Consider the following 25,981-nt stretch of genomic DNA (forward strand, 5'->3'; position numbering starts at 1 on the left):
AACCTATTTCAGGACTAGACACGCAACCGCTATCAGTTTTCTGCTACCTGACGCTTGTGCCGGGCACGGCGGGCCAGCATGTTCAAACCTTCGATCACTGCGGAGAAGGTCATCGCCGCGTAGACATAACCCTTGGGCACATGGGCGCCGAAGCCTTCGGCGATCAACGTCATGCCGATCATGATCAGGAAGCCCAGGGCCAGCATCACCACCGTCGGGTTGTCGTTGATGAACTTCGCCAGCGGCTCGGACGCCAGCAGCATCACCAGCACCGCCACCACCACCGCGATCACCATGATCGGCAGATGCTCGGTCATGCCCACGGCGGTGATGATGCTGTCGATGGAAAAGACCATGTCGAGCATCAGGATCTGGCCGATCGCCGCCGCAAAGCCCAGGGAGATACCGGCGCTGCTGTCTTCGGCCTCCTTGGCCTCGGGGTCCATGCTGTGGTGAATCTCGGTGGTGGCCTTCCACACCAGGAACAGGCCACCGGCAATCAGGATCATGTCCTTCCAGGAGAACGCCTGGCCAAACACCTCGATCACCGGTGCGGTGAGCTTGACGATGTAGGCGATGGTGCCCAGCAAGCCCAGGCGCAGGATCAGGGCCATGCCGATACCGATACGTCGGGCCTTGGTGCGAAACTGCGCCGGCAGCTTGTTGGTCAGGATCGAGATGAAGATCAGGTTGTCGATGCCCAGCACGATTTCCATGACGATCAGCGTCGCCAGGGCAATCCAGGCGGTGGGGCTGACGGCGAGTTGCAACAGGTATTCCATGGTTCAGTCCTGATTCGGGAGTAAGGCGGCCACGTCCTGGCCCACCGATAGCGCAGCATTCTAGGGAAACAGACACTTCAGGAAAATTCGTATTTTTAAACGCTATACTTCGGTTTTAACGAACTGAACAGAACCCGATGCTCAATTATCGCCAGTTGCACTATTTCTGGGTCGTGGCCAGGACCGGCAGTATCGTCAGGGCCTGCGAGCAGTTGAACCTGACGCCGCAAACCATCAGCGGCCAGATCAGCCTGCTGGAACAGACCTTTGGCGTCGAGCTGTTCCGCAAGGCCGGACGACAGTTGGAACTGACCGAAGCCGGGCGTCGGACCCTGCCCTATGCCGAGCAGATGTTTCAACTGGGCAATGAACTGGAAGCCATGCTGCGCACCCAGCCGAACGAGCAGCAGCGACTGCTGCGGGTCGGGGTCGCGGACGTGGTCCCCAAATCCATCGTCTACCGCCTGATCGCGCCGACCATGGAGCTGGATGAGCCGATCCGTATCACCTGCCGCGAAGACAAGCTCGAACGCCTGCTCGCCGACCTGGCGATCCAGCGCCTGGACCTGGTGATTTCCGACAGCCCCATGCCCAGCCATCTGGACATCAAGGGCTATAGCCAGAAGCTGGGGGAATGCGGGATCAGCTTTTTTGCCACGTCGGCACTGGCAGCGCGCCATGACGAGGATTTTCCACGTTGCCTGCATGGCGCACCGCTGCTGATTCCCGGACAGGAAAGCGTGGTGCGCAGCCGGCTCTTGCGCTGGTTCGCCGAACAACACCTGCACCCGAGGATCGTCGGCGAGTTCGACGACAGTGCGCTGATGCAGGCATTCGGCCAATCCGGCAGCGGGATTTTCATTGCCCCGAGCGTGATCGCCGAGGAGGTGTGCCGGCAGTACGGCGTCGAGCTGATCGGCCAGACCGATGCGGTAAGCGAATCGTTCTACGCGATCTCGGTGGAACGCAAGGTCAAGCACCCTGGCATTGTTGCCATTACCGAGGGGGCTCGACGCGAGCTCTTCACCACCCAGGAAGACTAAGCGCTGACCGTCCGGGATTTGGCGCTCATCAGCGCCAGCGCCAACAAAATCGACAGCAGGATAAAACCGGCGGCGGCAAACCCCAGGCTGCCCAGGCCCAGGTTATCGATCACCCGACCACCCACCAGCGCCCCCAGGCCGATCCCCAGGTTGGCCCCGGCGATGTTCAGCGACGCGGCGAAGGCCGGCGCATGGGGCGCGACCTTCATCAGACGGACATGGCTGACCAGGAACAGGGCCGCCTGGGTCACGCCCCAGACGCCCATGGCCGCCGCCAGGCCAAGGGTGGAGTGAATGCTCGGCACCAGGGCAACCATGCCGCCGATCATGAAGGCGCAGAACACCATCGATGCGATCAGCGGATGGCGATCGACCATGCGCCCGCCCAGGGAGTTGCCGATCAGTCCTACGGCACCGAAGCCCATCAGGCACCAGCCGACCACCGTACCGTTGAAACCGGCCAGGCGTTCGAGGATATCCGCCAGGTAGGTGTAGGCGGTGAACATGCCGCAGAACACCAGGATCGACAACAGCACATGGCCGATCATCAGCGGACGACGCAGGATGCCGAACTGCGAGCGCAAGGACACTTGCTCCAGGTGCAGGCGCGTGGCCGGCAGGTAACGCCAGAGCAACAAGGCCTTGACCAGGGCCACCACCGCCAGGATCCCAAAGGCGCTGCGCCAACCCCAGGCGTCGGAGATCAAGGTGCCGACGGGAATGCCGAACACCGTCGCACAGACAATGCCGAAGCCGATTTTTTCGATCGCCCGCCCGGCATAGTCGGGACCGACGATGTCCACCGCCGTTTCGCTGGCCAGGGCCCAGAATACCGGCAGCCCCAATGCCGGCAGCAAGCGGGCGATGGCCATGACCCCGATATTCGGCGCCAATGCCGCCACGGTGTTGGCCAGGCCGAACATCACCAGGATGCTGATAAACAGGCGCCGGCGCTCGAAACGCGAAAAGTACGCGGTCAGGAAAGGCCCGAATGCGGCGACGGTGAACGCGAACAAGGTCACCAGCAGACCCGCCTGGGGAATGCTGACGTCAAGGTCGCGGGAAATTGCCGGCAACAGGCCGACAATCACGAACTCCGTCGTCAGCACGGTAAATCCGGCGGCTGACAACAGCAGAATGGGCAACAACATGAATCACTCCGGAAACGACAACGCCAGCGATAGCCCGAGGGCCCGCTGAATAAGAGATGAGAACAGAGGGGAAGTGACCAGTATAACAGAAGGTGTGTGGTGAGCGAGCAAGCCCGCTCACCACAAGATCTCACCGGTCAGTCAGATTTGAACCGGTATCAATCCGTGGGAAATCAGAACGCGCCCATGTAGTCACGCTTACCGATTTCCACGCCGTTGTGGCGCAGGATCGCGTAGGCAGTGGTCACGTGGAAGAAGAACTGTGGCAGGCCGTAAGTCAGCAGGTAAGCCTGGCCAGTGAAGCGCTTCTCTTTCGGGGTGCCCGGACGGGTCACGATCTCGATGCCTTCCTTGCCGTCGATCTGGTCAGGGGTGATGCTGTCCAGGTGAGCCAGCACCTTAGTGATCAGTGCCTGCAATTCGGCGAAGGTGGTTTCGCTGTCCGGGTAGGACGGCACGTCGATCTCGGCCAGACGCGAAGAAACGCCCTTGGCGAAATCGACCGCGATCTGCACCTGACGGTTCAACGCGAACATGTCAGGGGCCAGACGGGCTTGTACGAAAACGCTCGGCTCGATGTTCTTTGCCACCGCATGGGCTTCGGCCTTGTTCAGAACGTCGCTCAAGGCATTGAGCATTTGCTTGAAAACCGGAATGGAAGCTGCGTACAGGGAAATGGTCATGAGGATCTCGCAGTGAAAATGGCAGGAGTGAAGCTGGGCGATTATAGCCAGGCTGAAGCGCATCGCGGCTTGTCTTTTTACGGTTGAAGGCCCTACGCTTACGACCTTTCAACGCACAGGGAAACGCACAATGGGCAGCGAGCAAGAGACTTCCGTCGATCAACCACAATTGAACAGCACGGAAATTCGCATCCTGGGCTCCTTGATCGAAAAGCAGGCCACCAGCCCGGAAACCTATCCCCTGACCCTCAATGCCCTGGTGCTGGCCTGCAACCAGAAAACCAGCCGCGAACCGGTGACGAACCTCAACCCGGGCCAGGTCGGCCAGAGCCTGCGCGCCCTTGAAGGCCGCGGCTTCACCCGCCTGGTGATGGGCAGCCGTGCCGACCGCTGGGAACATCGGGTCGAAAAAGCCCTGGAACTGGTGCCGGCCCAGGTGGTATTGATCGGCCTGCTGTTTTTGCGTGGCCCGCAGACGGTCAACGAACTGCTGACCCGCAGTGGCCGGATGCATGACTTCGAAGACAGCGAGCAGGTCGTGCATCAGCTGGAACGCCTGATTGCCCGTGGCCTGGCCCTGCTGATTCCCAAACAGGCCGGGCAGCGGGAAGACCGCTATACCCACGCCCTGGGCGACCCGGCGGATATCGAGGCGATCCTCGCGGCCCGTCAGCAGGGACCGGAGCGCAGTGCGGCCGGTGCGGTGTCCGTGGAGCGTATCGAAGAGCTCGAAGCTCGGATCGCCGCGCTTGAAGAACGTCTGGCGCGATTGGAGTAACCCCGCCAGCCTCGTCATTCAACTGCGCGCAAAGGCCACCGCTTTCTGGAACTGTTCTTCGCTGGGCCGCACACCGGTGTACAGCACGAACTGTTCCAGCGCCTGGATAGCAATCACTTCGAGCCCGGTGATCACCTGCTTGCCCTGGGCCCTGCCGCTTAGAATCAACGGGGTTTCCGAGGGCACCGCGACCACATCGAACAGCGTGTCGGCCGCCGCCACCGCCGCGGCCTCGAAGGCCAGTTGATCCGCCTCCGGGCCGCCGCTCATGCCGATCGGCGTGACATTGACCAGCATCCGCGGACGCAGCGTCCCCAGCTCCGCCTGCCACTCATAACCGCAACTCTGCGCCAGCGCCCGGCCCGCGGCTTCGTTGCGGGCCACGATCACGCCATTACGGTAACCGCCATCACGCAGGGCCGACGCCACGGCCTTGGCCATGCCGCCACTGCCACGTAGCGCAAAGCTGATGTCCTTGGGCACCGAATGGGTCTGGAGCAACTGCGCGATGGCGATGTAGTCGGTGTTATAGGCCTTCAGATGGCCTGCCGTGTTGACGATGGTATTGATGGACTGAATCGCCGCGGCGGATGCATCCAGCTCATCCACCAGGGCGATGCACGCCTCCTTGAACGGCATCGACACTCCGCAACCCCGAATGCCCAGGGCCCGAATCCCGCCGACCGCGCCGGTCAGGTCCTGGCTGCTGAACGCCTTATAGTAAAAATTCAGGCCGAGTTGCTCATAAAGATGGTTGTGGAAACGCAAACCGAAATTCCCGGGGCGCCCCGACAACGACATGCACAATTGGGTGTCTTTGTTGGGGTTCATCTGCATGTTTCATCTCCTGAAGGGTGTTTTCGGACAAAAGGGATTAGGCATTTATCCTACTTTCGTCGATCATGGACTCTCGCTGCAAGGCTCTGGCTCAAGCTTCGGATACCCGTCAAAGAAACGACGCCAGGAACCTTACAAAAAATTTACTCAACGGCTTCGCAATTTTTCAGAAAGTCGTTGTCATAGAAGTATCCCCGCGACAGTCCTTGAGTCTATTGCAGACAACAAGCGCTGGGGTTGGAACCCGAGGAATAATCATGATTCGTACAATCCCCAAGATAGCCTTGCTCGTTGGTGCACTCGCTGTCGCAGGCCAGGCCTCTGCCCACGGTGGCAACTGGGTCGGCCCTGCCTTGTTGGGTGGCGTGATCGGCGGAGCCATCGTCGGTTCGGTGATGTCGAACAGCCGCCCGGCTTACGTTCAACAGCCTGTGTATGTGCAACCGGCCCCTGTCTATGTACAGCAGCCGCCTCCGGTCTATGTCCAGCAACCGGTCTATGTCCAACCAGCCCCTGTCTATGTCCAGGGTGGTTACTATGGCCGTCCTGTTTACTACGGCCACCCGCATTACTACGGCGGCCCACGCTGGTAATCGACAGGCAGCACACCAGGCCCTGCTCGCAAGAGCGGGGCTTTTTTTTGCGATATCCGGACGTCGATGTCTGAATTGCGCCAGCAAAGGTCGCAGGCAAGACAACCATCCACCGGCAATAAAAGGCATCATATGACCTGTCGTCGCCCAGGATGGGCCTTAATACGACTGTCATATTTATGCCATGCCCGATCAGCAAGATCAGGCTAAATGATAAGAACAAGGACGAACCATGCCGACACAGAACCCACATCGCACCGCTGGCCTCTGCACGTCCAGCAAGGTCTACAGCGCCCTGACCGAGCTCAAGCAGCTCGAAGGCCACCGCACGGCCAAATTTCTCTCGTTGCTGGCCGAGAACCTGGTCCGCAAGGGGCTGCTGAATGAGCAGGAAGTGCTGAAGATGCTGGATCAGGTCGTCGACTGACGCACTCTATTGCCGCCTGTCGATCTCGTCGATGTCCACTATCGAGCGCGATGATTTTCCTCTGATCGGGCCGGGCCTTAAGGTAGCTCCATAGATTGATGGAGGTCCTCATGGCCAAGGTACAAATCATGTCCGTAATCGGCAGCGCCGTTCCCCCCTCGCTCAGAGAGCTGGGCCTGCTCGCCTGCTGGTATCTGGTTCGAGACGGTGTACCGATCAGCGGACCGTTCACCTCACTGATGGCCGCCAAGACTTCGTCGCAAAGCATGAACCTGTCTGCGCTGAACGCCTGACCGGCCCAGGATTCCCGAAAACGTGCGTTGCTCCGCACACCCCTTTGCCCGCATTCGTTGCGGGCTTTTTTATGGGACTGTGCCGATCAGCCGCGCTCGGCCAAGGCGGCATTGACCTGGGCACGATGGGTGAGCTTTTGCAAACGCTTCTCCAGCTCGATCATCACCACGCGGTCGCTGCGACCACTTTCCAACTCGTCGATCAGCGCCTGGGTCACCTGGCGCAGTTCATGGCTGATGACGATCCGGTCGTCGTTCAGGTCATCCTTATGCGACTCGAACAGACGGTGCAGGAAATCCTCGAGGGTGCGCTGACAGCGATGCCGATCCGACGCCCGCAGGTGCGCCAGATTGGCACTGATACGCCCCAGCAGATCCAGCAGTTCGATGCCGAAATAGTGCAACCGCCGCGCATAACCCACGTCACGTTCACGACGCTGCTTGCGCTGTTCCTGGAATTCCTGCTTGCGCTGGATCGCCGGCACACTGATCGCCACCATCAAGCCGACCACAAGGCCCACGGCCTGGATCCAGCCATACCAGTCCGCCGATTTCGGAAAGAAAGCAAAGCCCAGCAACAGCACCGCCACCATCCCCGCCCAGACCACCATGGGCAGGTAATCCCTGCTGATCAAACCCTTCGGCATTGCCGGACTCCTGAGTCATTGGATCGCGCTGATTACGCCGCAAGGGCCGATGCTAATCGGTGCGTGAGGCCCGCACCACCACGTATCAGGCTGGATACACAATTAAATAGCCATCACTCAGGAAAAACCTTAAATTCTTCTTACTTTTTAAGGGTTTTTTGCCGCCACTCGAAGAACAATCGACAGTTCCTGAACTATATTCATAAAATGATTTTCGCGTTTCAGTACGTGACGCAGCGTGTTAAGCCCCAGCGTTTATTGAGGCTTAACACGCTCGACCACTCATCGAAAACCTGCAAAACGCACGCAGTGGTACGAGAATTGGTACAAGCCTAACCCCACCTCCGGCGTCCTGCCGAACGAACAGAATCCCCAATCCACTCCTGCTACGCTATCTCCATCAAGGAGGCCCAACCATGCCAAATACAGACCTGCTACCAGCCCTGCTCACCAAGCTCAACGAGAACCAGCTCGCCTTGGGAGCAGCGATCGAAGAATTGTCCAACTGGGTCGAGCAGCGCGGTTCTGTCGAGGTGGCCGACAACATCCGCGCCGCACTCTGGCCACTGGACAACAACCTCGAGTTCATCAGCATGAGCCTGGCAGTGCTCAACTCACCCGAGTGACACTCCATAGCTCAGCGCTCTTGAGCTCGACTCAAAATTTTGTTCATACTCGCCCGGTACCACACACCATCGACGCAGAAGTACGCGTAGGGGGCCCTAGAACCTCAGTTCCTGGAAAGTGCCGTTTTTGTTCTGAATACGCACCGCCACTCGGCTGCCTGCCAATGCTTGGGCGGCTAGCTTCACCAACTCCTCCTTCGTCTCAGCCTCGATTACAGGTCGAAATTTACGGGCTCTGAACATCGCCCACCCCTTGCTGGTTTTCTCTATTCGATAGGTGACCATAGACTCCAGCACCGACTGTTGATGTACCGAGAATAGGTTGTAGGTATGGGTTACGCTGGCCTTTCACATCCCTTTCACAGTCGAGCGCCTATGTTTATCCCTGCTCCTAGTGAACACCCCTTAAGCCCGCTCCCCCATCGCGGGCTTTTCTTTGCATGCTGTTCTCCGATATTTTTTCCTTATCTATACTTACTGAGTCGAGCTAATACTCCCCCCTTGATGCTCGACTTAGGCCCGCACGTGCGGGCTTTTTGATATCCGGAATTTCCTGGCCGCAATGGCTGCTCTATGCAGCGAATGAAGAACAACCTCGAGCTCCAGGCTTTCGCGCTAACTGGCACACGCTCGTAACGTAAACCCGCAGGTCACCGGCAAGCCGAGACCGAAGCGACCACCCCCCCCTCGTACCCCATCCGCTGCCTGCGCTCGGCCAGCAGCGCGCGCACCTTCACCTCCAGGCTATCGGCTTGGCGCAGTCCGGCGGCAGCCCACGCCGACACCGTTGCTCGACCACGGAATCGCTAGTAGCATCCTGGCATCACAAAGACATGGATGTAACTATGAAGCTTACACTGAGGGGCTGGGGACGAGAGATGACCCAGCATCACCACACCCTGAAGCCTGTTGCGAACGAAGCGAAGGGTTACAGGCCGCTATCTTCGGGTCCAGTTTTCTGGCATGACGCTCTCTCCGCATACGGCAAGATCGAGAAGGCATCCCTCTCGGGGTCGTTTTTGGTGGAAATGAAATTCGAGCAGACCGAGCTCGAAAACTGGCTAACCCAGTTCTCCAGGGAGAGGCCTGCCGAGGCTTTACGCATCATCGCCAAGGCGCAAGCAGAGGCCATCATTGCTCTTCATGGCTCTGCGGAGCCACCGGACAATGACAAGAAATAGCGGTTGCGCTCAGCAGGCTCGGCCTACCCAGGCAGGTCGCTCCTTTTACTTGGGCGAATACACTTCTTTGACGTAGTCCTGGCATGCCGCCAGGGCGATCAGTCCTTGGTCACCGTCGCCGGTGATTCCGACAATTCGTTGAGCAGCCTGCGGGTCAAGTCTGGCTCGCGTGGCTCCATGAACCATGCCGCCGGCGGTGGCGGCGGCAGGCAGGTCGCCGACACCGGCTGAACCCGGGGCGACGAGGACTGACAGCCGTAGGTCAGCGGTAGCAAGACGATCGCGCAAGCGAGCCTGGTCTTTCTGAGCATTTGTCATCTCCTGCTGGTGGGTTTGGTCGGACGCGGCCAGGCGCTGCTCGAGCACCAGTCGTTTGTCCTGTTCGGCACGCTGCTGGGCAGCCGCGGCATTGCTGATTTCTGCCAGATCCTGCTGGTGCAGCAGGGCCTGGCTTTCCAACTGCAGGCCATAGCGCCAGGCCTGAACCCGCCAAGCCAGTGCCGCCGAGCCACTGGCCACCAGGACCAGCAGCAAGACGGTCAGGTATGGGGCAATTCGTCCTACCAACGATTCCATGATTCCTCCCAGTCCGGCAGATCGACAGTCTGGCCGGCCAGATGATTGCTGCTGTCGCCCAGGAACTGGATACGGCCATCGGTGATGAACGAGTGACAGACGAATGGCCTGGGCTCAACATGACCACCGGCCATGAGGGTCGCGTGCTCTTCGTCGGTCACTTGTTGGACGCCCTTCGCAAGCACCGATGGTGTGAACGTCGGCGCATTAGGATTGCCGTTGTAGCCCCAGCGCGGGCCAGGACCATCGCCGACTTGAATCCTGTGCGGCTCGTCGCACCCATTGCAGAAGAACATCAACGAGCCGTCGGCCGCCTGCCCCAGAGCTCGCCCAATGGTTTTGATTTCGTTCATGGCAACACCTTCAGCGCCAGGTCATACAGCGCCTGGCGATCTGCGGCGCCATTCTGGCCACCGCTGATCCTGCTCGTAATCTTCGTGAAGTCGCCGGCGTCGGCCAGGGTGTTCAGGCCCCTGCTCGCCCAGAACCATGCGGCGGACAGGCACGCATACTGCGGCTGCTCGAGCAGCTCAGGCTGATTCACCAGATCCAGGCCCAGGGCATCACCGCACGCCTTGTAGTTTGCGCGCCCGGTGATCTGGATCAGGCCGCGCCCACGGTACTTGGAGCCATCGCCAGGCACGGTATTTCCGAGGTCTTTTCGACCCTCGTAGCCGGCCTGGGCAACGGTAGGCCCCCAGATCTCGCGGACCCAGCGTAACTGGCCCGATTCGTGGCCGACCTGGGCAATGAAGGCAGCAGTGCGCAGCGTGCCGACAATCTGGTACTTCTGCATTGCCGCGTTGAGCACGGGTGCAAAAACGCCGGCTTTGACGCCGGCGTTCGGGAGGATCTGTAGCAACTGCTGCTGGGTGACGGGCATGGTTTTCTCCAGGTAATAAAAAACCCGCGCTTGGCGGGCCTCTGTGAAATTTGTATATCGGACTGGTTAACCCGGCCCGTTATTTACTCAATTGTTTGATAGCCTCGCAAAAATAGCTGGAATGTATAGCGTCACAACGTTTGTTGTGCCTATTGTAACTGCGTTTAATTGCCCCGTACTGAAGTTCCAAAGGCAATAGAGCTTTGCCGAGCGAAGCCGGGCGCCTGCCACATCCATCCCGAAGTTATTTAATAACAAAAAATCGCTAGTAGAAAAACTGTAGGGGGTAGCAAAGGTTATGACATCTTGCCCTTGCGAGTTTTTACTAGCAGTGACGTAATACCATGCGGCAGAGCCACTAGTAAACAAGGCACTTGGGGTTCCGCTATCTGCGATCAGTTTTGCTGAAGCATCCCATAGCCTGAAACCGTACCGGGCCACGGGGGCGGCTTGAAACGCGGCTGCAAAATATTCCCCACTTAAAGGCGCGGTATTGATGCTATATCGGATCATTGAGAACCCAGTCCAATTACCCGCCGCACCTTGGACTTGCGCCCACCCAAACCCCATTGAGCCGGACACGCGATCCATTTTAACGAAGACCAGAGGCGGCTCTTGAGTAGTTACTGGTCTCACAAAATTCGTATAGGAATTAAAACCGTCTGCGCCCGGCGTGAATCGGCCTGACGACATAATAGACAATCGCGAAAATTCCGAGTCTAGGGTAGTAACATTTCCGGAATTAACAAACTGCATTCCGTAGCTCATTACTTGAACCTCATAACTATTAATCGCTGGGTGCCACGTGCGAAGATCCCCTGTACTGCGGTGCGATGACCCTTCCAAACCCGCACTACCCCATTCAGGACCTCCGGCTCAAATTGAATAGCATAGGGGTCCTGGGTGGCTGGGTTCGAAAGCGGGCCGAGCGGCACGACCACAGCACTGCAATTTTGCGGAGTACATCCGGGCACTGGAAAGTCCGTGAATCCCCCAGTTTCGAAAACAAGTGTCGATAACACCACTCGCATCGTAAAAGAGTTTTCGTCCAGCTGTAGGGATCCATCTGCCCCCCAGGTTCTGATCCCATAACTCATGCGTTTAAATCTCCCCACTGATATCGCTTAATGCCGTTTTCATCATAAACTTTGCCGCCGAAGTTATTAATAACCTGCCTGGCTTTGCCGCCTAGCGCGCCATTTATCTCAAATGTTCCGTCAAAAAACAGCTTCCAGCCAGTAGAGTTAGGGACGTAGTTATTTGACTGAATATAGTTTCCGATCTTCGCATTCGTTATTGACCCATCCTGAATAAATGCAGACTTTATGTAGGCCGCATTATTCTGAACAACGAATGGATAGAAGACGTCAGTCGTATTCGGATCAATGATTGCAAAGCGACTGGCAGCAATCAGAACTTGGCTCGTGATGATCCCTTCGTTGTTCTCAACGCCGACGCCGATCCCGGCCAGATACGGCTTCCCGTCCACGGTGAGCTGGGTCTTGATGCTGTACATCGCGGCGAGCTCGGTCTTGAGCGCGTCGATTTCAATCTGCGCGCCACCGCCGGAATCGATCTTCTCCAGCAGGTGCTGGCTGAGTTGCGTCTCCGTGATCTGGTCGTTGAGGTAGTCCAGAATCGGCCCGGCGTCGGCTGATGACTGACCGTTGACCGGGCCGTAGAAAGCACCCTCGTTGCCGATCCGGTCTACCAGGCGCGCCCAGAAGAAGAACCGCACGCCGGCGGCCAGGCCCATGATCGTCAGGTCGGTTTGCGGGTTTGCATAGTCGCCGAACTTCACGGCCGTGCCGATGACGTTGGTCTGGCTGTACCAGATCTCCGTGCGCTGCAGGTCGGCGGTACTCAGTTCCTGCGGGATGCCCCACTTCAGCTTGATGCCGAGCCGTCTCTACTTATGCGCGCCATCTGGCGCACGCGCTTTCTCGTAACGCCCAGCCCTGACTCCCTCCCAACTCCAGCCCGTCGACCGCCGAGCGGGCGAGGAATCCCCATGCCCAAAGCGGTACGGATTTATGCCGCCTACTTCGAGTTTGCGTTCTACTCGGGAATGAGGACCGGAGAGCTGATGGCTCTCCGCTGGGATGAGATCGATATGGCGGCGCGAACTGCCCATGTTTGCCGTATCGTCGTTGGCGGGGAGGTTGAGGAGCGCACTAAAACCAAGTACGCGAGGAAGGTGATGCTGAACAGTCGCGCCTTGGGCGCCCTGGCCAATGCAAAGGGCATAGCTGGGGAGCGCGATGATGACCTTCGGCGCGTCCGAAAGTCGTCTCAATACGTGTTCCAGCCATCGGGAAGCTCCGAATACATCAGGCGCGTCGCGACCCCGGCCAGTCACTTCGCCAAGGCCCTGGAGGCCCTTAAAATAAGGGGCCGCAATCCATACAACTGCCGCCATACGTACGCTACTATGTGTCTTATGGCCAGCATGAATCCGGCGTTCATCGCAGGCCAGTTAGGACACAGCGTTCAGGTCCTCTTATCGACCTATGCACGCTGGCTTAGCTCAACCACGGATTGGACCGAGATCGGGAAACTCGAAGAGAGAATTGGTACAAAATTGGTACAAAAGTAAATTTTGTGTCAGTTAAGCCCAATATCTACAGAGGTATGGCAACTTCCTGAACTATATTCATAAAATGTAACGCTTTTTTTCAGAACGACCCGTTACCAACGGTTTACCCATTATTTTTTGCGAGTCCATCCGCGTGAACATTCGTCATTCCATTTTCGGCCTGGTTTTTGTCCTGGCAGGCGCCGTCATCACCCCTGGCGTAGAAGCCCGCGAAACCGTCTCCGCCCCCCGTGATACCAGTCATCTGCAAGTCGCTTCCGGCAGCGCCCTGGTTGTCGATCTGCAAACCAACAAGACCCTTTACTCCAGCAACCCGGACGTGATCGTGCCGATCGCCTCGGTGACCAAGCTGATGACCGCCATGGTGGTACTGGACGCCAAGCTGCCGATGGACCAGTACATCTCGGTGAACATCGCCGATACCCCGGAAATGAAAGGGGTGTTCTCCCGGGTCAAGCTCAACAGCGAGCTGCCGCGCAAGGAAATGATGCTGATCGCCCTGATGTCTTCGGAGAACCGTGCGGCGGCCAGTCTCGCCCACCACTACCCGGGCGGTTATGCGGCCTTTATCGCGGCGATGAACGCCAAGGCCAGGTCCCTGGGCATGATCAACACCCACTACGTGGAGCCCACCGGCCTCTCGGTCCATAACGTTTCCACCGCCCGTGACCTCAGCAAGTTGCTGATGGCAGCACGTCACTATCCGATGTTGAGCGAACTGAGCACCACCAAGGAAAAGACCGTGGCGTTCCGCAAGCCCAACTACACCCTGGGCTTTCACAACACCGACCATCTGGTCAATAAAGACAACTGGGACATCAAGATCACCAAGACCGGCTTCACCAACCAGGCCGGTCACTGCCTGGTACTCGTCACCAACATGGGCGGTCGCCCGGTAGCCCTGGTGATTCTCGATGCGTTCGGCAAGTACACCCATTTCGCCGATGCCAGCCGGATCCGCAACTGGATCGAAACCGGCAAGAGCGGTGGCGTACCGGATGTGGCCCTGCGCTACAAGAGCGACAAGAACCTCAAGAGCCGTACCCAAGCGTCAAAGTAAGCCCTGATACCGTGGCCCGATTCTTCGGGCCACGCGCTGTCGTGCTCGGGTGCCTGTTCCTGCGCGCCTATCACCTGGAAGAGCTGGGTCCGTCAGTCTGCCTCGCGGGCAGTGATGTGACTTCAACGGTCTCGCTCGATCCGCCGCAAGCGGAATCCAACCCGTCGCCGTAAACCCAGAGGTGCCGCAGCGCACCCAAACCGGCATAATCGCGCTCCGCCTCCGTCGTACAGGACGTCATCCGTGAGTGCCGCCCGCAACCCCATCCCCGAGAACAAAAACATCGGCCGCCTGTTGCTCGAATTGCTGTGGCTGCTCCTGGTGCTGCTGGTGCCGATGTTCTTCGTAACGATCCTCCCACCCCTTCTCGCCCTGACCGTGGTCCTCGCCTGCGCCAGTGCGATGTGGGTCTGTGTGAAACTCGGCTGGCCCAAGGGCGGACGGGCCTTTGCCCGGCTGATGATCTCGGCGGTCTTCGGCCTGGGCTTCAGCCTCGGGCGGGCACTGCCCGATTACTGGGATATCGCGGCCGCCTGCCTGGCGATTTTCCCCGGGCTGGCTTGCGTGAGCATTTGGGAACGGCGCCTGGGCCTGGTAAAGCCCACCACGCAAAACCCACCCGCCGGCAACGGTGCCAGTGCCTGGGGTGGCCAGGAGCCGACACTGACACCCGAAGGCGAGCCGATCCGGGTGTTCAACCACGGCGAAATCGCCATGGGCGGTCCGGTAATGTGCGACTACCTGTTTCCCGACGGCGTCCTGCTCGAAGGGCTGGGGGCCTCGGCGCGTTTTTCCAGCGATGCCCGCTACTTCGCTGCGCCCATTCCGTCACGGGGCAGCTGGGGCCTGGTGATCCTCGATCGCTCATTGCGCCGCCTCTATCGCTGCCAGGCGGATCAGTTCTGGGAACTGGACACCTTCAACGAGCAAGGCCTGGGTGGACGTTACAGTCCGTTGGTCGACAACGGTTCCCACCTGCATGCCCTTGAAGAGTTATTGCAAGACGCCCAAGCCATCGACCTGCTCCCAGTCAGCGACCTCTGGCTGGAACCGGGCAACTGGCAGCAAGCCCTGGCCCAGCAACAGATCGAATATCACTCCCCCAATGGTCGACATCGGCTGCACGGCCAGTTGAACCTGCCCGTGAGCCTGCGGGAACTGGACCAGCCGACCCGACCGATCCTCCATCCCGATTACCGGCTCAGCCTCGATGGCGTCCCGTCGCCCTTGCTGATCATGGCCCAGACGCCGATTGCCTGGAACGCCGACAGCCGCAGCCTGGTCTGTCGCGCCCGCACACTCGACTCGTCAGAGCCGTACCGGCCGCTATGGCTCTGGCAGCAGGATCGGGGCTGGCGGCCGCTGCGCAGCCCCTGGAGCAGCGACAACCGCAACCCCAGCGGATACTGGAGCGACCCGCTGGCGCTGGACGAGCAGCAGGTCTGGTTGGGGACCGAGCTGCCGTTGTCACAACCTGACAATGGACATTTCGGCTACCAGTTGCACAGTATCCACAGCGACTCGCAAATCCTGGTCGGCCACGACCCTCTGGGCCGCGAGCAAACTGCCGAATGGAACAGGCCCCGTATCCGCCTGGCCCTGCCGCTGGACAGCGACGGGAGCATGGCCAGCGTGGCCATCGAGTCAGAGCCGCTGGCGCATGGCATCCGCGCATGCTTCAGCCAGGTCCAGGTCGACCAGGACGACTCAGCCGGCTACCAATGCCAGATCGGCGACTGGACACTGCCCGGCCTCTGGCGCCTGGATCATCGAGTGAGCGACTGTTCCCGCTACCTGGCGCTGGTGCCGTTTGCCCCGCATCCGGCAGTACCGGACCGCGTGGTGGTGGCCGATCCCCGCCAACGCCGACTGATCGACAGCCCAACGATGCGGGTCGCCGCGCTGGTGGATTTCAGGGCCATGACGCTGAGCGTAGCGGTGATTGTCGGGCGCCTGCCGCGGGACGTCGCCAGCACGCCATTGCAACGTTTTACCGAAGCCGCCCTTGACGCTTCACAGGCGGCGGAGTTCTGCCAATACCGTGAAGACTCGCGCCTCTACCACGAGCTGCGCAGACTGCAATTGAGTGCCGACAGCCTGCAAGGCTTGCCCGCCTGGCGTTTGGCTGAGCAGCCACAGATCGCCACCGCCGAAGGCGAGTTTATCCAACCGTCCCCGACCGGTCTGGACGCCGCCTGGCTGTTCGGCACCAGCACCGAATACGGCGACGATCTGGGGCGCGGGCATATCGCTCGCCTGGGCGGACACCTGCTGACCGCTTCCGGCTGCGCCCTGTCGGACCTGGCGCCCTCCATGGCCTGGTCGCCGAAGGGACGTTACCTGGCGCTGACCCGACTCTATCTCGACCACCGCGACTTCGCCGACAGCTACACCCGCCGCGCCTGGAAACTCCTGCTGCTGGACGTCGAGGCACGCACCTTGCGCACCGCCCCTGGCTGGCTGGGCAACCGACCGCAGTTCATCGACTTTACCGCCGACACCCTGCACGTGCGCCAGTTCGAAGCGGACTGGGACCAGAGGGATGGCTCCGACCCGGGCACTCGTGTGAAGATCGTCTTGAAAGAGATACTGGAGTGGCCGTCCGAACCCTTGCAGCCACAGACAGACCTCTGGCTGAGCGCAACCGAGGCGACTCATGCCCGGGCCTGGCAAACCCTGGAGCGACCGGAACCGCTTCGGCTTCTGCAAGAGCAAGCTATGCTACAGCCCCGTCACCGAACCGAATCATCCCGCACCGGACCCGCTCATGAGTAAAGCCTCCCCCGCCCTCCCCGATGACAAGGCCCCCTACTTCTGGCGGGACGAACGCCTGCCGTTCATCGAGGCCCGCTCGATCCAGGACGGCCGCAAGGTCTGCTATTCCCGGCATTCCCACGAACACTTCTCGATCGGTGCGATCACCCACGGCCAGAGCACCTATATCAACGAGCAGAACCAGTGGCGGGTCGCTGCCGGCACCGTGGTGCTGATGAATCCGGGTGAGGTGCATGCCTGCAACCCCATCGAAGACCAGCCCTGGGCCTATCGCATGTTCTATGTCGAAATAGCCTGGCTGACGTCGCTGCAACATGAACTGGGGTTCAGCCCGGATCTGGATTTCCGGGCATTTTCCACGCCTCACACCAGCGACCCGGCACTCTACGAGGGTTTGAACAACCTGTACGAGACCCTGGTGGACAACGAGCCCGCGCTCCTGGAAAAACAGTGTGCCCTGGTCGAGTTCTTCACCCTGCTGCAGCACCGCTTGAACCCGGCGCCACGGCCGGTGAGAGAGATCAACCAGAAGCTGGAACGAGCCGCGGCCTACATTCACAAACACTGCACCGAAGCCCTGAAGCTGGAAGACATCTGCCAGGCCGCGCAGTTGTCGGCGTCGTACCTGACCCGCGCCTTCAAACAGCATTACGGCATGACGCCCCACGCTTTCCTGGTCAACCGGCGCATCCAGTACGCACGCAATCGACTGCGCCGTGGCGGCCTGATCGCCGACGTTGCCCTGGAGGCCGGGTTCGCCGACCAGGCGCACTTCCAGCGGGCGTTCAAACAACACCTGGCCGCGACACCGGGGCAGTATCGCGGCTGATCCGCCTCAAGGCAGCAACAGGTAGATCGCGCTGAGCGCCAGTAGCAAAGCCATCAGCCGGTTGAACAGGCGCATGCCCTTGGGGTTGTCCAGATAGTGCCGCAGAAAGGTCCCGGCAAATCCCCAGCAGGCAATCGAGCCGTAGCAGATCACGAAGTACACCGCCGCGAACTGCCACACCAAGCGCGGCTCGCTATTGGCCGCAAAAGCCCCCATCCCCGCCACACAGGCCAGCCAGGCCTTGGGGTTGAGCCACTGCATCACCGCACCGACCGTCATCGTCGGCTGTTTGCCAGGCTGGCGGGTATTCAGGCTGCCATCGTCGAGCGCCAGCTTCCAGGCCATGTACAACAGGAATGCCACCCCGGCCAGCTGGATCACCCGGGTCAGGCTCGGCACGAACAACAGCAGCTCATTCAGGCCAAGGCCGATCAGGACCAGCAACAGGGTGAAGCCCAGGGTCGCGCCGGTCACGTGCCGCAGGCTGGCGCGCCAGCCGAACTGGGCACCGGCACTCAGGGCCACGATATTGACCGGACCGGGGGTGATGGAAGAGGCCAGCGCAAAGGCCGCCATGGAAACAAGGATACTCATCGTCTACCTTCTGCGTGAGTGGATGTCTGGGCTGAAGGTATCCATGGGCACGGGTAGCGGTATTGAAGAAAACTCCCCTGTACAGCCTTTTGCCCCACTGGCGAAATGTTTCATCCAGCAAAGCGTTCAAGCGGCGTAAGATGAACAAGGTGTTATTTGTGCATCGCATCCAGCCAGGGGAAACCGAACCATGAAGCCGAACCTCGTCAAAGTCGCGCTAGTGTTGAGCGCCCTGCTGTTGGGCGCCTGCTCCGGCACGAGCACAATGACCAGTAACAGCGCCTGCTATACCGAAAGCTGTAATCAACACTACAACAGCACACCCGTCACCCAGAGTTTTGGCGGGTCGAACCTGGGCAGCAGCTTCCGTGACTACGGCACCAGCATGCTGCGCGACTAATCTCAACCGCAGATCGTTGACCGGCTGCCTCCCCGGCAGCCACGTTGATTTGCGTGCAAAAAGCCAGGCATGGTCCTGCTACCCCGCAGGAAATGTCCGACTTTCCACTCCTTAGCTTTACATCGATTATCTGAATCTGGACCGCTGCCCTCGACAGCGCCTGCCCAGCCCTCGCTTTTGACGGGAGCCTGCCGTCAGGCGGTGCCTTCTGGTCACTTGTCCTTTGCAGGAGATACGATGAAGCTATCGATGAACTTATACGACGCGCTGACGAGCATCAGCGTCCCTCCGAACAAGGCCAAGGCGGTTGTAAATGCCTGGGAGTCGGATATGGAAAAATTCGCGACAAAGTCTGATCTGTTCCGCACCGAGACCCAGTTGCAAGCGTCGATTACGGAGTTGGGCTCGGAAGTTCGCTCACTGGGCACCGAACTGCGCGCACTGATCAATGAACAAGGGGTAGAACTACGAGCCTCCATCAAGGAGCAAGGCGCGGAGCTGCGGGAGTCCATGACGAAACAAGGCGCAGAACTACGAGAGGCCATGACGAAGCAAGGCGCGGAGTTGCGAGAGTCCATGACGAAGCAAAGCGCAGAACTGCGGGAAGCCATGACAAAACAAGGCGCAGAACTGCAATCCGCCATTACAGAACAGGGGGCAAAGTTCCAGGTATCTGTTGCTGAAATGGACTCACAGAACAAGATCCTGCGCTGGCAGCTCAGCATCCTGCTCGTCTGCATCACCATTCCCCTGCTCAAACTGGCTTACGACATGCTGATCAAGTTCACCTTGAACTGAGTCACTCCGGCGACGCACAAACTTGCCGAAGGCACCCGCGCAACCAGCGATGCGCAGGATCGGCATCCAGCCGCGGATGCCAGAGCATGGCCACCGTGAACATCGGCAGCGAGAACGGAAGTTCAAAGCTGTGCATACGGGTACGCAGATTGCCGGTGTGACGTTCGGGCACGGTGGCGATCAAATCCGTGGACCGGGCCAGCGACAGCGCAGTCGAAAATCCAGCAACGAACGTAGCCACCTCACGAGCAAGCCCAAGCCGCTCCAGCACCTCATCGACAGCGCCCTTGTCGAGCACTCGCCGCGCAACACCGATGTGCTGGCCGGCCGCATAGCGTGCCGAAGTCATTTCACCCTGACTCAGTGGATGCTCCCGGCGCACCACGCCAATAAAACGATCGCGAAACAGCGCCTGGGTCAACAACTCCGGACCTTGGCTGCTGCCCACCACCCCGGTTTCCAGATCGACACTGCCGTCGCGCAGTGGCGCACTGTCCTTGTCCGGCTTCTGCAGGAACCGTAGGCGCACCCCGGGCGCCTCTTCAGCGATCCGGGCCAGCAGCGCAGGACCGAAGCTCTCCACAAAACCGTCACGGGTGCGCAACGTGAAGGTGCGCACCAGTTGCTTGAGGTCCAACTGCCCGACAGGGCGCAGAACCGCTTCAGCGTCCTGCACCAACTGCGCGACCCGCTCGCGTAATTCCAGCGCCCGGGGCGTGGGCACCAGGCCGCGCCCGGCCCGGACCAGCAACGGATCACCGGTGGTTTCCCGCAGACGCGCCAGCGCCCGACTCATCGCCGAGGGGCTGAGGTGCAGTCGCCGGGCCGCGCGCGCCACACTGCCTTCGGCCAGCAGCACATCCAGGGTGACCAGTAGATTGAGATCGGGTGTGGACATGGATCGTCCTCGGCATGGCCTGATCGGATAGCGCGTCAAACGCACGAGTACAGTGCAAATGGTGCACCTTCCGCCATGTTAGGCGCCGGCGTAGATTTCTGACAGCTCCACGTTGGGAGTGGCCGAAAAGAGAAGCCGGATGAAACCGATCATTGCAGGACCAGAAAAGCTCGCGACGGATGCCGAGCCACAGACACCGTCGGTACGCTGGGCACTGGCCGGCCTGTCGCTGTCGATGCTGCTGTCATCCCTCGGCACCAGCATCGCCAATGTCGGCTTGCCCACCTTGGCACAGGTGTTCAACGCCTCCTTCCAGAACGTGCAATGGATCGTCCTCGCCTACCTGCTGACGATCACCACCCTGATCGTCAGCGTTGGCAGACTGGGTGATCTCACCGGTCGGCGACGCCTGCTCCTGACCGGCATTGCCCTCTTCACCCTGGCCTCGACGCTCTGTGGTTTCGCCCCCACGCTGGGTCTGCTGATCGGCGCCCGGGCGCTGCAAGGCGTCGGCGCGGCGATCATGATGGCCCTGACCCTGGCATTTGTCAGCGAAACGGTGACCAAGGCCCGCACCGGCAGCGCCATGGGTTTGCTGGGCACCATGTCCGCCATCGGCACTGCCCTGGGTCCATCGTTGGGCGGTTTCCTGATTGCCGGGCCGGGCTGGCGCGCGCTCTTTCTCATCAGCGTGCCGCTGGGTCTGCTGGCGTTTTTCCTCAGCCACCGCCATCTGCCCGCGGATCGTCAAAGGACTCAGCACGAGCGAAGCGGTTTCGACCCTCTGGGTACACTGCTGCTGGCGCTGACACTGGCGGCCTATGCACTGGCCATGACCCTGGGACGCGGCCACTTCGGCCTGCTCAATATCAGCCTGCTGGCCATGGCAGTCCTCGGCCTTGGCCTGTTCGTGTTGACCGAGGCAAAGGTCGCCTCGCCGCTGATTCGCCTGGCGATGTTCCGCGACCTCAGGCTGAGCGGGAGCCTGCTCATGAGCGGGCTCGTCTCGACGGTGATGATGGCGACGCTGGTGGTCGGTCCGTTCTATCTGGCACGAGGGCTCGGTCTGGACGCAGCCGGGGTCGGCTTGGCACTCTCGGCCGGGCCTTGTGTCTCGGCGCTGACCGGGGTGCCGGCAGGTCGCCTGGCGGACCGATTCGGCGCACAGCGCATGAGCATGGTCGGGTTGATGGCCATGTCGCTTGGCTGCCTCGCGTTGTCGCTGCTGCCGCAGACTTTTGGCCTGGGCGGTTACATCAGCCCGTTGGTCGTTGTCACTGTCGGCTATGCGTTGTTCCAGGCGTCCAACAACAGCGCCGTCATGAGCGAGGTCGGCACGCAGCAGCGCGGCGTCGTCTCCGGCCTGCTCAATCTGTCGCGCAATCTCGGGCTGATCACTGGAGCATCGGCGTTGGGTGCGGTGTTTGTGTTCGCGTCAAAGGCCGCCGACATCAGCAGCGCATCCCCCGAAGCCGTCGCCAGCGGCATGCGGACGACCTTTGCCACGGCACTGGCGCTGGTTGTCGTCGCACTGGCCGTTGCTCTGGTCGTCAAGAAACGATAACGCTACGCAATGCTGCCCACTACAACGCAGGACGTTGGAACCCGCCCCACTCCTGCACGGCCGGCCGCTGCCATTGGCGCTGCGCGTATTCCGCCAGAACCGGCGGTACGACATCACCGTTGAGCACCAGCCGATTGAGCATCAGCGCCAGGTCAGTATCGGCAATCGACCACTCACCGAACAGGTGCTCACGGCCATCCGCCAGCAGCGCCTGGGCCGCCGCGAACAGCTTGCGCGTCGCCGCCTCGGCCGCCGGCGACAAGGGCCCCGACTTGATGCCATAGAACACCACCACGGTGGAGCGCTCCTGCCGGATCGGCATCAGGTCACTGCGCAGCCAGGCCTGGATCTGCCGAGCCTGTGCACGTTGTTGAAGGTCCTGCGGATAAACCGGCACCTGCGGGAATGTCTCTTCCAGATACTCGGCAATCGCCGACGACTCGGACAAGGCAAAGTCGCCATGCACCAGGGTCGGCACCCGCTGGGTCAGCGACAGGCTGGCGTAGCCTTCAGCCTGGTTTTCCAGGGTGTCGAGGTCCAGCGGGATCAGTTCGAAGTCGATACCCTTTTCCCGCAGCACGACAAAATCCGACATGGCATAAGGGCTGGTGAATTGAGCATCGACGTACAGTTGCAGGCGGGGATCACTCACGACACATCTCCATATCCATAGGTGGGAAGGGACACGCTACGGGATTGGCCGCCATAAATGAAATGCATGATTTTCATGCGCGCATTCCCCGCGGGAATACCGTGGTTTCAGCGGTCCAGGGCCCTTTGTACACACCATGACAATGGCAGCGTCAGCAGCACCGTCGCTGCCAGAGCCATCACCGCGACCGGGATTCCGGTCACATCACCGAGTCCCCCGAACAACACCGGCGCCAGCGCCCCACCGCCGATGGTTCCGGTATAGAACAGCGCGAATGCCTGCTCGCGCTTGCCCGCCTCCGACAACTCCGGCACCACGCCATAGAGCACCGACGATGTTCCGTTCAGAACCAGCCCCAGCAACGGCAGCATCGCCATCATGCCGGACAGCGGCAGATACACCGCCAGCACGATCAGCACCGAGGTAGCCGATTCCGTCAGCCATACAGTCTTCATCATGCCGATACGCGCGCCCAGGTAACCGCAGAACAATTTGCCGAACGCACCGCCCACGAACAGCAGCATCAACGCCAGGCCGATGCCCGCCGTCCCGGCCCCCTTGCTGCTCAACAGGAAAGGCAGGAAGGTGAGAAAACCCATGCGCACCGCACTGTCCAGCGTGCCCGTCAGCAACAGCGCACGCAGCCCATTGGCGGAGCCCTTCCCCGCCAGTGCCGCAGAGGCTTTCCGAGGCCCGAGCGACGTTGCCGCCTGTGTCGGGACCAGCCACCACAGCAGCACGGCAGCAGCCAGGCCGAGCACGCCTATCAGCGTGACACTGGCACGCCAACTGACGACCGTCAGCAACAGGCCTACCAGTCCCGGGAGCAACGTCTTGCCGATATCGCCGGAAAAATTGTATTGCGACAGCGCCTCCTTGACCCCGCCACCCGCCTCATGGGTATCGGTGATCAGCGAAGACGCCAGCGGGTGCTGGGTGCTGGCGCCCAACCCACCCAGCAACAGCGCCAACAGCAGCACCGTCAACCCGCCGGCCTGGCCGACGAGCAGGTACGCCAGAGCGGCCAGTGCCGTGCCGCCCACCAGCAAACGCTCTCGTCCCCAGCGCCTGGCGGCCCGGCTCGCCAACAGCTGGAAACCGGCCATCATCCCGGAATAGGCTCCGCGCAACAGCCCCACCTGCGCGTAACTCATGCCGAACTGAGCCTGCCAGATCGGCAGTAACACATAGATCACATCGGTCAGGCCGTCATGCACCGCGTGGGCGCTACAGGCCGCCAACAGGGACCGGCGACGCAAAGAGGCCTCGGCAGGTGGTGACTCGCTCAATGTGAGTGGGCTTTTCAAATCAGTCATCGTATTTACTCACAGAGCCTCTCGTTTTATGACGAACAGGCTTTATAGAATACGTGGGCTGGCGAAGACCAATACCAAATTCGAACCGATCAATACCCAAGGACCAGGATGCTCGATCTACGCAGGTTGCGTTACTTCTTGACCGTTGCCGAGGAGCTGCACTTTGGCCGCGCAGCACTGCGCCTGCACCTCGCCCAACCGCCCTTGACCAGGCAGATTTCCGCCTTGGAAGTCGAGCTGGGATTTCGCCTTTTCGACCGCACCAGCCGCAGCGTATTGCTTACGCCCCAAGGTCGTGCCTTTCTGCCTTACGCCCGCTCGGTGCTGGAGCAAGTCGACCTGGCCAAAGTCATCGCCGACAAGTTGGCGGCTGGCACTGCCGGTCAGCTTGTCCTCGGTTATGCCAGCTCGATTGCCCTGTCAGATATTTTCAGCCTGACCATTCGGGCGTTCGCCCAGCGTTTTCCGGAGGTTCAACTGACATTGGTGGAAAGCGCATCAGGTGCCCTGGTGGCGCAGATCGTCGACGGGCGTATCGATATCGGCATGAGCCGCCTGTCGCCGTCCGACGGGCAAACCGAGGTCCAGTCACTGTCCCTGGGCGAGGAGCAGCTAGTGGCCGCCCTCTCCAGCGACGATCCGCTGGCCGAGCAAACCCAGGTGACCCTGGCGCAACTCAGTGCGCGTCCATTGATACGTTATCCGGTTGATTACGGCTCAGGGCTCAACACGCTTATCGAGCAGCTCTACCAACGCCACGACCTGCCCTTGCAACCGGGGCCTGCCGGGCGACAGATCACCTCAATCATCGCCCTCGTGGCCGCCGGTCAAGGCGTTGCACTGGTGCCTCACTGCACCCGGACCCTGGCGAAAAAAGGCGTGACCTACCGCCCCCTGGCGGACCCCGACGCCTGTGCGCCTCTGCTGGTACTGACCCGCGCGCAAGGACGCAGTCTGCTGGTCGAGGCGTTCATGGGGGTGATCGACGAGCTTCGACAGACCCAGGAATACCGTTGAGGGACCTTCAGGCAACCACTGCGATTCAGACGCTGGGGAGCAGAACAGTGCATCCGGCAGACTTGGCCCACCAAAGGCAAGGTTGGGTCTTGCGCCAGAGACACTTCCAGTACAAAGGGGTAGCCATTTATTTTTCCACTATTTTTGATGCTATGCCCAAGGGCACTGATTCGCTTGCTAGGCGCCTGACGAAAGTTCTCTTTCGTTTGACGGACATTTCCTAGAAAATCCCAACCCGTTGCGCCTGCCAGAATCGATGACTAGTCTGCATACCGTCACTGCATATTCAGTGACCGGTTTTGACAGACCGAAACTCACAGGCGCCAACAGCGCCCCAGCACCACGTAGGCGCTTTTTTCATGCCTGTCGTTGTGTGTTATGGCGGCTGTGCGCAGGGCATCTTCGGGTGCGCCGGGTATCCTGTGTCCGGTCTGTCAACCTACGTACAGCTGCCACCCAATCCTGTTTGACAGCAGGGAGTGGTAGCTCCTTCAACACAGGAGCGACACCATGTTCAAGATCACACCTAATCCACCCGCCACTGACGACCTCGTATCACCGGCCTTCCAGCTCGCCGCAGAGCGCGCTTTCGCCCACTACGAACTGCCACCTGCCGCCAAACCCACCCCAAGCCCCCCGCGCAACTTGGAAGAAACGCTGGTTCACATTTACGAAATTCTCCAATGCGCCTCAGCCAACGCCTACGAATGCGCGGACAACCTCCAAGGCTCGAATCGCAAACTTGCCTTGGGCGCGGTGCACCTGATCGATATGGCGCAACAACATATGGATTCGCTGCTTGATATAAAGCTGGCCAAAACCGGCTGACAAGCGACTCCCATCGCTCCTGCGCCTATGCCCAGGAGCGATCACAGAAGTCGAAATCAACGACTAACGCTCCCTGTAAACAAGAGCCCTTGAGGTAAAAGACAGAGCGATTCCAAATTGCTACCATCCTGATAAAAAGGACCGTATGGTAACC

General features: G+C 60.2%; 30 protein-coding genes and 1 pseudogene. 16 read left to right on the plus strand and 15 right to left on the minus strand.

The window, feature by feature from the left end:
- Positions 1-32 precede the first annotated feature (32 nt).
- On the minus strand, positions 33-782 hold the full coding sequence (locus CWE01_RS22685) for a TerC family protein (RefSeq protein ID WP_100942786.1): 750 nt from the start codon (positions 780-782) through the stop codon (positions 33-35).
- A 137-nt stretch (positions 783-919) separates the two neighbouring features.
- Here CWE01_RS22685 and nhaR point away from each other — a divergent pair, with 137 nt between their 5' ends.
- Positions 920-1,825 (plus strand): transcriptional activator NhaR, encoded by a 906-nt coding sequence (nhaR, locus tag CWE01_RS22690; RefSeq protein WP_100942787.1) that lies wholly within the window; start codon positions 920-922, stop codon positions 1,823-1,825.
- On the opposite strand, the gene CWE01_RS22695 is transcribed toward nhaR, so the two are convergent.
- The gene (locus tag CWE01_RS22695) at positions 1,822-2,976 is read right to left on the minus strand and encodes an MFS transporter (protein WP_100942788.1); all 1,155 of its coding nucleotides are present in this window, start codon (positions 2,974-2,976) and stop codon (positions 1,822-1,824) included. The genes nhaR and CWE01_RS22695 overlap by 4 nt on opposite strands.
- A gap of 173 nt (positions 2,977-3,149) precedes the next feature.
- Positions 3,150-3,659 carry a DUF1993 family protein gene (locus CWE01_RS22700; protein ID WP_100943028.1) on the minus strand — a complete coding sequence of 170 codons (510 nt, stop codon included), beginning with the start codon at positions 3,657-3,659 and terminating at the stop codon, positions 3,150-3,152.
- A gap of 130 nt (positions 3,660-3,789) precedes the next feature.
- Between CWE01_RS22700 and CWE01_RS22705 the strand changes: the two genes are divergently transcribed.
- Positions 3,790-4,437, plus strand: a complete 648-nt coding sequence (locus CWE01_RS22705; protein WP_100942789.1) for a YceH family protein — start codon at positions 3,790-3,792, stop codon at positions 4,435-4,437.
- Positions 4,438-4,455: 18 nt separating this feature from the next.
- Here CWE01_RS22705 and CWE01_RS22710 read toward each other — a convergent pair whose 3' ends face one another.
- Positions 4,456-5,274 (minus strand): shikimate 5-dehydrogenase, encoded by an 819-nt coding sequence (locus CWE01_RS22710; protein WP_100942790.1) that lies wholly within the window; start codon positions 5,272-5,274, stop codon positions 4,456-4,458.
- Between the two features lie 257 nt (positions 5,275-5,531).
- Between CWE01_RS22710 and CWE01_RS22715 the strand changes: the two genes are divergently transcribed.
- From CWE01_RS22715 to CWE01_RS22725, 3 genes are all read left to right on the plus strand, one after another.
- Positions 5,532-5,867, plus strand: a complete 336-nt coding sequence (locus CWE01_RS22715) for a hypothetical protein (RefSeq protein WP_100942791.1) — start codon at positions 5,532-5,534, stop codon at positions 5,865-5,867.
- Positions 5,868-6,099: 232 nt separating this feature from the next.
- A complete protein-coding gene (locus tag CWE01_RS22720) occupies positions 6,100-6,294 on the plus strand; it encodes a hypothetical protein (protein WP_100942792.1) in 195 nt (64 codons plus the stop codon).
- A 110-nt stretch (positions 6,295-6,404) separates the two neighbouring features.
- Positions 6,405-6,587: a hypothetical protein gene (locus tag CWE01_RS22725; RefSeq protein WP_100942793.1), complete on the plus strand. Its 183-nt coding sequence runs from the start codon at positions 6,405-6,407 to the stop codon at positions 6,585-6,587.
- Positions 6,588-6,673: 86 nt separating this feature from the next.
- Here the strand turns inward: CWE01_RS22725 and CWE01_RS22730 are convergent, their stop codons facing one another.
- Positions 6,674-7,234, minus strand: coding sequence for a hypothetical protein (locus tag CWE01_RS22730; protein ID WP_100942794.1), 561 nt, complete (start codon positions 7,232-7,234; stop codon positions 6,674-6,676).
- A 416-nt stretch (positions 7,235-7,650) separates the two neighbouring features.
- Here CWE01_RS22730 and CWE01_RS22735 point away from each other — a divergent pair, with 416 nt between their 5' ends.
- Positions 7,651-7,860: a hypothetical protein gene (locus CWE01_RS22735; protein ID WP_100942795.1), complete on the plus strand. Its 210-nt coding sequence runs from the start codon at positions 7,651-7,653 to the stop codon at positions 7,858-7,860.
- Positions 7,861-8,510: 650 nt separating this feature from the next.
- Here CWE01_RS22735 and CWE01_RS34355 read toward each other — a convergent pair.
- A pseudogene (locus tag CWE01_RS34355) lies at positions 8,511-8,645 on the minus strand (hypothetical protein); the annotation flags it as partial.
- A gap of 60 nt (positions 8,646-8,705) precedes the next feature.
- Between CWE01_RS34355 and CWE01_RS22745 the strand changes: the two are divergent.
- A complete protein-coding gene (locus CWE01_RS22745) occupies positions 8,706-9,041 on the plus strand; it encodes a hypothetical protein (protein WP_100942797.1) in 336 nt (111 codons plus the stop codon).
- Between the two features lie 45 nt (positions 9,042-9,086).
- Here the strand turns inward: CWE01_RS22745 and CWE01_RS22750 are convergent, their stop codons facing one another.
- From CWE01_RS22750 to CWE01_RS22770, 5 genes are all read right to left on the minus strand, one after another.
- Positions 9,087-9,617 carry a lysis system i-spanin subunit Rz gene (locus tag CWE01_RS22750; protein ID WP_100942798.1) on the minus strand — a complete coding sequence of 177 codons (531 nt, stop codon included), beginning with the start codon at positions 9,615-9,617 and terminating at the stop codon, positions 9,087-9,089.
- Positions 9,602-9,970, minus strand: a complete 369-nt coding sequence (locus tag CWE01_RS22755; RefSeq protein ID WP_100942799.1) for a DUF6527 family protein — start codon at positions 9,968-9,970, stop codon at positions 9,602-9,604. Before CWE01_RS22755 ends, CWE01_RS22750 begins: the two co-directional genes overlap by 16 nt.
- Entirely contained in the window at positions 9,967-10,500 is a 534-nt protein-coding gene (locus CWE01_RS22760; protein WP_100942800.1) for a glycoside hydrolase family 19 protein, read from the minus strand. The genes CWE01_RS22755 and CWE01_RS22760 overlap by 4 nt, the downstream gene beginning before the upstream one ends.
- 87 nt (positions 10,501-10,587) lie before the next feature.
- Positions 10,588-11,268: a hypothetical protein gene (locus CWE01_RS33350; RefSeq protein ID WP_177410504.1), complete on the minus strand. Its 681-nt coding sequence runs from the start codon at positions 11,266-11,268 to the stop codon at positions 10,588-10,590.
- A 325-nt stretch (positions 11,269-11,593) separates the two neighbouring features.
- The gene (locus tag CWE01_RS22770; RefSeq protein ID WP_315975339.1) at positions 11,594-12,301 is read right to left on the minus strand and encodes a DUF1983 domain-containing protein; all 708 of its coding nucleotides are present in this window, start codon (positions 12,299-12,301) and stop codon (positions 11,594-11,596) included.
- 210 nt (positions 12,302-12,511) lie between these two features.
- Between CWE01_RS22770 and CWE01_RS22775 the strand changes: the two genes are divergently transcribed.
- From CWE01_RS22775 to CWE01_RS22790, 4 genes are all read left to right on the plus strand, one after another.
- Positions 12,512-13,096, plus strand: a complete 585-nt coding sequence (locus CWE01_RS22775; protein ID WP_315975338.1) for a site-specific integrase — start codon at positions 12,512-12,514, stop codon at positions 13,094-13,096.
- Positions 13,097-13,229: 133 nt separating this feature from the next.
- The gene (gene pbpG / locus CWE01_RS22780) at positions 13,230-14,156 is read left to right on the plus strand and encodes a D-alanyl-D-alanine endopeptidase (protein WP_100942802.1); all 927 of its coding nucleotides are present in this window, start codon (positions 13,230-13,232) and stop codon (positions 14,154-14,156) included.
- 243 nt (positions 14,157-14,399) lie between these two features.
- On the plus strand, positions 14,400-16,931 hold the full coding sequence (locus tag CWE01_RS22785) for a hypothetical protein (RefSeq protein WP_256579403.1): 2,532 nt from the start codon (positions 14,400-14,402) through the stop codon (positions 16,929-16,931).
- Complete coding sequence (locus CWE01_RS22790; protein WP_100942803.1) at positions 16,924-17,760, plus strand: AraC family transcriptional regulator; 837 nt, start codon at positions 16,924-16,926, stop codon at positions 17,758-17,760. The genes CWE01_RS22785 and CWE01_RS22790 overlap by 8 nt, the downstream gene beginning before the upstream one ends.
- Before the next feature lie 6 nt (positions 17,761-17,766).
- Here the strand turns inward: CWE01_RS22790 and CWE01_RS22795 are convergent, their stop codons facing one another.
- Entirely contained in the window at positions 17,767-18,354 is a 588-nt protein-coding gene (locus CWE01_RS22795) for a LysE family translocator (RefSeq protein ID WP_100942804.1), read from the minus strand.
- 190 nt (positions 18,355-18,544) lie between these two features.
- On the opposite strand from CWE01_RS22795, the gene CWE01_RS22800 reads away from it, so the two are divergent.
- Both CWE01_RS22800 and CWE01_RS22805 read left to right on the plus strand, forming a co-directional pair.
- Positions 18,545-18,754 carry a hypothetical protein gene (locus tag CWE01_RS22800; RefSeq protein WP_100942805.1) on the plus strand — a complete coding sequence of 70 codons (210 nt, stop codon included), beginning with the start codon at positions 18,545-18,547 and terminating at the stop codon, positions 18,752-18,754.
- Between the two features lie 237 nt (positions 18,755-18,991).
- Positions 18,992-19,552, plus strand: coding sequence for a DUF1640 domain-containing protein (locus CWE01_RS22805; RefSeq protein ID WP_100942806.1), 561 nt, complete (start codon positions 18,992-18,994; stop codon positions 19,550-19,552).
- A 1-nt stretch (position 19,553) separates the two neighbouring features.
- Here the strand turns inward: CWE01_RS22805 and CWE01_RS22810 are convergent, their stop codons facing one another.
- On the minus strand, positions 19,554-20,450 hold the full coding sequence (locus CWE01_RS22810) for a LysR family transcriptional regulator (protein WP_100942807.1): 897 nt from the start codon (positions 20,448-20,450) through the stop codon (positions 19,554-19,556).
- A gap of 139 nt (positions 20,451-20,589) precedes the next feature.
- Here CWE01_RS22810 and CWE01_RS22815 point away from each other — a divergent pair, with 139 nt between their 5' ends.
- Positions 20,590-22,014: an MFS transporter gene (locus CWE01_RS22815; protein ID WP_100942808.1), complete on the plus strand. Its 1,425-nt coding sequence runs from the start codon at positions 20,590-20,592 to the stop codon at positions 22,012-22,014.
- A gap of 19 nt (positions 22,015-22,033) precedes the next feature.
- Here CWE01_RS22815 and yfcF read toward each other — a convergent pair whose 3' ends face one another.
- Together yfcF and CWE01_RS22825 are read right to left on the minus strand one after the other, a co-directional pair.
- On the minus strand, positions 22,034-22,666 hold the full coding sequence (gene yfcF, locus CWE01_RS22820; RefSeq protein WP_100942809.1) for a glutathione transferase: 633 nt from the start codon (positions 22,664-22,666) through the stop codon (positions 22,034-22,036).
- A 107-nt stretch (positions 22,667-22,773) separates the two neighbouring features.
- The gene (locus CWE01_RS22825) at positions 22,774-23,982 is read right to left on the minus strand and encodes an MFS transporter (protein WP_100942810.1); all 1,209 of its coding nucleotides are present in this window, start codon (positions 23,980-23,982) and stop codon (positions 22,774-22,776) included.
- A gap of 108 nt (positions 23,983-24,090) precedes the next feature.
- Between CWE01_RS22825 and CWE01_RS22830 the strand changes: the two genes are divergently transcribed.
- A complete protein-coding gene (locus CWE01_RS22830; protein WP_100942811.1) occupies positions 24,091-24,999 on the plus strand; it encodes a LysR family transcriptional regulator in 909 nt (302 codons plus the stop codon).
- A gap of 510 nt (positions 25,000-25,509) precedes the next feature.
- A complete protein-coding gene (locus tag CWE01_RS22840) occupies positions 25,510-25,827 on the plus strand; it encodes a DUF6124 family protein (protein WP_100942813.1) in 318 nt (105 codons plus the stop codon).
- Positions 25,828-25,981: the final 154 nt, after the last annotated feature.

The sequence above is a fragment of the Pseudomonas sp. QS1027 genome, assembly GCF_002814235.1.
Taxonomy (GTDB): Bacteria; Pseudomonadota; Gammaproteobacteria; order Pseudomonadales; family Pseudomonadaceae; genus Aquipseudomonas.

Bases quoted from the DNA above. Each gene is read 5' to 3' on its own strand.
- CWE01_RS22685 (WP_100942786.1), bottom strand. From the start codon at position 782: ATGGAATACCTGTTGCAACTCGCCGTCAGCCCCACCGCCTGGATTGCC.
- nhaR (WP_100942787.1), top strand. From the start codon at position 920: ATGCTCAATTATCGCCAGTTGCACTATTTCTGGGTCGTGGCCAGGACC.
- CWE01_RS22695 (WP_100942788.1), bottom strand. From the start codon at position 2,976: ATGTTGTTGCCCATTCTGCTGTTGTCAGCCGCCGGATTTACCGTGCTG.
- CWE01_RS22700 (WP_100943028.1), bottom strand. From the start codon at position 3,659: ATGACCATTTCCCTGTACGCAGCTTCCATTCCGGTTTTCAAGCAAATG.
- CWE01_RS22705 (WP_100942789.1), top strand. From the start codon at position 3,790: ATGGGCAGCGAGCAAGAGACTTCCGTCGATCAACCACAATTGAACAGC.
- CWE01_RS22710 (WP_100942790.1), bottom strand. From the start codon at position 5,274: ATGCAGATGAACCCCAACAAAGACACCCAATTGTGCATGTCGTTGTCG.
- CWE01_RS22715 (WP_100942791.1), top strand. From the start codon at position 5,532: ATGATTCGTACAATCCCCAAGATAGCCTTGCTCGTTGGTGCACTCGCT.
- CWE01_RS22720 (WP_100942792.1), top strand. From the start codon at position 6,100: ATGCCGACACAGAACCCACATCGCACCGCTGGCCTCTGCACGTCCAGC.
- CWE01_RS22725 (WP_100942793.1), top strand. From the start codon at position 6,405: ATGGCCAAGGTACAAATCATGTCCGTAATCGGCAGCGCCGTTCCCCCC.
- CWE01_RS22730 (WP_100942794.1), bottom strand. From the start codon at position 7,234: ATGCCGAAGGGTTTGATCAGCAGGGATTACCTGCCCATGGTGGTCTGG.
- CWE01_RS22735 (WP_100942795.1), top strand. From the start codon at position 7,651: ATGCCAAATACAGACCTGCTACCAGCCCTGCTCACCAAGCTCAACGAG.
- CWE01_RS22745 (WP_100942797.1), top strand. From the start codon at position 8,706: ATGAAGCTTACACTGAGGGGCTGGGGACGAGAGATGACCCAGCATCAC.
- CWE01_RS22750 (WP_100942798.1), bottom strand. From the start codon at position 9,617: ATGGAATCGTTGGTAGGACGAATTGCCCCATACCTGACCGTCTTGCTG.
- CWE01_RS22755 (WP_100942799.1), bottom strand. From the start codon at position 9,970: ATGAACGAAATCAAAACCATTGGGCGAGCTCTGGGGCAGGCGGCCGAC.
- CWE01_RS22760 (WP_100942800.1), bottom strand. From the start codon at position 10,500: ATGCCCGTCACCCAGCAGCAGTTGCTACAGATCCTCCCGAACGCCGGC.
- CWE01_RS33350 (WP_177410504.1), bottom strand. From the start codon at position 11,268: ATGAGCTACGGAATGCAGTTTGTTAATTCCGGAAATGTTACTACCCTA.
- CWE01_RS22775 (WP_315975338.1), top strand. From the start codon at position 12,512: ATGCCCAAAGCGGTACGGATTTATGCCGCCTACTTCGAGTTTGCGTTC.
- CWE01_RS22790 (WP_100942803.1), top strand. From the start codon at position 16,924: ATGAGTAAAGCCTCCCCCGCCCTCCCCGATGACAAGGCCCCCTACTTC.
- CWE01_RS22795 (WP_100942804.1), bottom strand. From the start codon at position 18,354: ATGAGTATCCTTGTTTCCATGGCGGCCTTTGCGCTGGCCTCTTCCATC.
- CWE01_RS22800 (WP_100942805.1), top strand. From the start codon at position 18,545: ATGAAGCCGAACCTCGTCAAAGTCGCGCTAGTGTTGAGCGCCCTGCTG.
- CWE01_RS22805 (WP_100942806.1), top strand. From the start codon at position 18,992: ATGAAGCTATCGATGAACTTATACGACGCGCTGACGAGCATCAGCGTC.
- CWE01_RS22810 (WP_100942807.1), bottom strand. From the start codon at position 20,450: ATGTCCACACCCGATCTCAATCTACTGGTCACCCTGGATGTGCTGCTG.
- CWE01_RS22815 (WP_100942808.1), top strand. From the start codon at position 20,590: ATGAAACCGATCATTGCAGGACCAGAAAAGCTCGCGACGGATGCCGAG.
- CWE01_RS22825 (WP_100942810.1), bottom strand. From the start codon at position 23,982: ATGACTGATTTGAAAAGCCCACTCACATTGAGCGAGTCACCACCTGCC.
- CWE01_RS22830 (WP_100942811.1), top strand. From the start codon at position 24,091: ATGCTCGATCTACGCAGGTTGCGTTACTTCTTGACCGTTGCCGAGGAG.
- CWE01_RS22840 (WP_100942813.1), top strand. From the start codon at position 25,510: ATGTTCAAGATCACACCTAATCCACCCGCCACTGACGACCTCGTATCA.